This window comes from Wolbachia endosymbiont of Tettigetta isshikii, assembly GCF_041154185.1.
Classification (GTDB): Bacteria; Pseudomonadota; Alphaproteobacteria; order Rickettsiales; family Anaplasmataceae; genus Wolbachia.
Genome location: NZ_JBFTEN010000036.1, coordinates 1 through 4,242 on the forward strand (window position 1 = coordinate 1; position 4,242 = coordinate 4,242).

Here is a 4,242-nt window from a genome sequence, read left to right on the forward strand (position 1 = left end):
GTTTCTGTTGTATGACATACGCTGCTAAAGATTTGTTATATGGTTATGCAAAAGGTCTATTTACTCTAAGTATATTACATGTATACTTATTACTAAATTAAATTTGAAATGATAAGAAATGAATGAATTTAAATCGATCCGTAATATTGCGATAATTGCGCACGTTGACCACGGCAAAACTACTTTACTCGATAACATGTTAAAACAAAGTGGCACGTTTCGTGAAAATCAAGAAGTTCAAGAACGAGTGATGGATAGTGGCGATCAAGAGCGTGAACGCGGAATTACAATACTTGCAAAATGTACGTCAATAATGTGGGGCGATGAAAAAATCAACATTATCGATACACCGGGGCACGCGGACTTTGGTGGAGAAGTAGAAAGGGTGCTATGCATGGCAGATGGTGTGTTGCTGCTGGTTGACGCTGCAGAAGGTCCCATGCCACAGACTAAGTTTGTGTTATCAAAAGCACTAAAAGCAGATTTGGAACCGATTGTGATAATCAATAAGGTTGATCGTCCAGACAGCAGAATTGATGAAGTGTTGAACGAAATATATGAATTGTTTTTTAACATTGATGCAACTAACGAACAGCTTGATTTTCCAGTGTTGTACGCTTCTGGTAGAAATGGCTGGTGTGTTAAAGAACTCTCTGACGAAAGAAAAGATTTAAGCCCATTATTTTCAACGGTTATAGATTATATAAAACCATCTATTTACAACCAAAGTGTACCTTTCGCTATGCTGGTTACTTTACTTGAGTCTGATAAGTTTCTTGGCAGGATATTGACAGGAAAAGTTTACCAAGGAATCGCAAAAATCAATTCAGACCTCAAGGTACTCGATCTTGATGGTAAGGTAGTTGAGCGAGGAAGGCTGACTAAGTTACTCTCATTTTCTGGCTTAAAACGTATTCCAGTAGAGCAAGCCGTAGCAGGAGATATAATAGCAATTGCAGGACTTGAGAAAGCTTCAGTTTCAGACACTATAGCAGCACCAGAGGTTACAACTGCAATAAGCTCGACTCCGGTCGATCCGACAACAATGGCAATTACTATAAGCGTTAATGATTCACCTTTCGCTGGGCAAGAGGGAACAAAGCTTACTTCCACTGTCATAAAGGATCGTTTGTATGCAGAAGCTGAGACAAATGTTGCGATCACTGTGACTCCGACACCCAGTGGCGAGGCATTTGAAGTGGGTGGACGTGGTGAGCTACAGCTTGGAGTTCTAATTGAAAATATGAGAAGAGAAGGTTTTGAGCTTTCTGTTTCGCGTCCTCGTGTATTATTAAAAGAAGAAGACGGTAAAAAGCTTGAACCTATAGAAGAAGTGGTAATCGATGTAGATGATGAGTATAGTGGAATCATCATGGAGAAACTCAGCTTCCGAAAAGGTGAAGTGACTGATATGAGACCTTCTGGCAATGGTAGAACAAGGTTAACATTTTTAGTGCCATCAAGGGGGTTAATCGGTTATCAAGGGGAGTTTTTAACCGATTCTCGCGGTACTGGTATCATCAACCGTTTATTTCACAGTTATGCTCCTCATAAAGGTCCAATTTCTGGAAGACGCAATGGAGTATTAATTTCCACTGATAAAGGTGAGGCTGTGGCGTATGCAATTTTTAATTTGCAAGACAGGGGGATTATATTTATCAAGCCACAAGACAAAGTATATTGTGGTATGATTGTTGGTCAGCACAGCCGCAACAATGATTTGGAGATAAATGTACTTAAAGGCAAGCAGCTGACAAATATAAGAGCTGCAGGTAGTGATGAAGCTATAAAACTTACTCCACCAAAAATAATAACTTTGGAAGAGATGATAGCATATATAGATGATGATGAATTGGTGGAAGTAACCCCAAAGTCTATACGTTTACGCAAGAAATTTCTTGATCCAAATGAGCGTAAACGTGCAGGAAGGGCGAAGAATAAGGAGTAGAAGTTACAGATGGAGGTTTTACTGACAGGCTTGTCTGCGTTTTAGAAAAGCGTCTGATGATCAACGAAAAAATTGTAAGAGAGGGCTTAAAAAAAGTCATAGAGCAAAAAAGTGGTAAAAATGTAATCGATCTTGGCATAATATCCTCAATTGTTATTAAGGGCAGAGATGTTGGTTTTGCGCTTGAGATTTCTGGTAACACACAAGCAAATGAAGGATTGAGAAGAAATTGTGAAAAAGCTGTTAAAGCTATACCAGGAGTAGGAAAGGTGACCGTGGTTGCTACTGGTCAGAAGCAAGCTGAACAACAAAGAGCTAAACTACATATCAAGGGAGTGAAGAATATAATTGTTGTTGCCTCTGGTAAAGGAGGTGTAGGTAAATCTACAGTTGCACTAAATCTCGCATTTTCATTGGCAAAATTAAAGCGCAAAGTTGCACTAGTTGATGCAGATATATATGGTCCTTCGATTCCCAAAATGCTTGGTGCTGAGGAATTAAAGCCAAAGATACATGATGGCAAGGCAATTCCTATAGAAAAGTATGGGTTGCATACTATTTCAATCGGCTATTTTATCGATAAAGATCGTGCAGCAATATGGCGTGGACCTATGATCACGAAAGCACTTTACAATTTGTTAATGGGAACGAGATGGTCCGATATAGAGTATTTGATAGTTGATACGCCACCTGGAACCGGCGATGTGCATTTAAGTCTGATGGAGAATTTTAACTTAACCGGGGCGATAATAGTCTCAACTCCACAGAAACTTGCTTTAATCGAAGCTTGTAAAATTTACGATATGTTTACAAAGCTTAGCGTGCCGATTATTGGCATCGTGGAAAATATGAGCTATTTTACTCAAGACAACTCAAAAATATATATATTTGGAAAAGATGGCGCAAAAAAAATGTCCGAAGAATTAGGAATCAAACTCTTAGGCAAAGTTCCTTTAAATCCACAAATATGCCATGCTTCTGATTGTGGAAATCCTTTAATGCTAAGTGAAGATTTAGCAGGGATTTATGAAGACATTGCTAAGGATGTTGAGTCTTTTTTAAATAGTCTGTAAAGACTATATTAAACTATTTTTAAAACAGATAAAATGTAATTTCATGGTTAGCATGAATAGAATGAATTATGATGTAATCATTTCAGGAGGCGGGTTGCTTGGTCTTATTACTGCTATTGGCCTAAGTAATGGCTCTGTATCTGTAGCTGTGATTGAGAAAAATAGCCTACCGCGCGTAATTGATGACAATCGAGCATTTGCTATTTCTCAGGGGTCAAAAAAAATACTGGAAAAATTAGGGATTTGGCAGTTCATAGAGAGCAAAGCTGAACCGATACTTGATATATCCATACTAGATGGAAATAGTCCGGTTACTGTGCATTATGATCATAAAATGGTCGGTGAAGAGCCAATGGGCTATGTTATCAATAACGCTACCATATGGAGTGCAATCAACAATAATTTTTTGAATAAACTGAATATATACTCTCCGCATTCTTATAAAACAATCGCTTTTGATGCGGGATTTGTGGAAGTTACTCTTGACAATAATCGGCAATTAATATCATCGCTACTTATCTGCGCTGAAGGTAAAAACTCCAAACTACCGGAGTTATTTTCTATACCAGTAATAAAATTTGATTATAAGCAAAGTAGCATAGTATTTAATGTAGAACATGAACTGCACCATCAAAACTTAGCTGTGGAGCGATTTTTTCCCGGTGGTCCATTTGCGATTCTGCCGATGAAGGGTGGTCATACTTCTTCGATAGTTTGGACAGAAAAATCTGAAATTTCAAAAATGCTGATGAGCTTATCTGAAGAGGAGTTTATCGCAGAACTCAAAAAAAGATTTGGATCTTACTTGAAAGAAATAAAATTAGAGGGTGAAAGAAAACTTTATCCTTTAAGCTTTGCTTTTGCAAAAAAGCTGCATAAAGGCAGAGTTTTTCTTATTGGCGATGCAGCGCATTCGATTCATCCAGTTGCAGGACAGGGGCTTAATCTTGGAATTAGAGACGTAGAAAGTGCTATAAGACACATAACTACTGCAAAAGCGTCCGGCATTGACGTTGGCAGTAGTTATCTGCTGAAGAGAATTTCACGTGATAGATGCTTTGATAATTTTACCATGGCGCTTACAACTGATGGGTTAAATAGGATATTTTCCAACAGAATATCCTGCACTAAAGTACTGAGAAATCTTGGTTTAATGGTAGTTGAAAATTCAAGCTTCCTCAAAAAACAGTTCATACGTCATGCTATGGGATTATAGAAACA

3 protein-coding genes are annotated in these 4,242 nt (G+C 38.1%); all 3 read left to right on the forward strand.

Translation table 11 applies throughout. The features are described from left to right. The first annotated feature begins 118 nt into the window (after positions 1-118). The 3 genes from typA to ubiH all read left to right on the forward strand — a co-directional run bounded on the left by typA (position 119) and on the right by ubiH (position 4,237). Positions 119-1,948 (forward strand): translational GTPase TypA, encoded by a 1,830-nt coding sequence (gene typA, locus AB6N09_RS05525; protein ID WP_411131930.1) that lies wholly within the window; start codon positions 119-121, stop codon positions 1,946-1,948. Positions 1,949-2,004: 56 nt separating this feature from the next. Continuing rightward, positions 2,005-3,021, forward strand: coding sequence for an Mrp/NBP35 family ATP-binding protein (locus AB6N09_RS05530; RefSeq protein WP_411131931.1), 1,017 nt, complete (start codon positions 2,005-2,007; stop codon positions 3,019-3,021). A gap of 61 nt (positions 3,022-3,082) precedes the next feature. Then, on the forward strand, positions 3,083-4,237 hold the full coding sequence (gene ubiH / locus AB6N09_RS05535; protein WP_411131932.1) for a 2-octaprenyl-6-methoxyphenyl hydroxylase: 1,155 nt from the start codon (positions 3,083-3,085) through the stop codon (positions 4,235-4,237). Positions 4,238-4,242 lie beyond the last annotated feature (5 nt).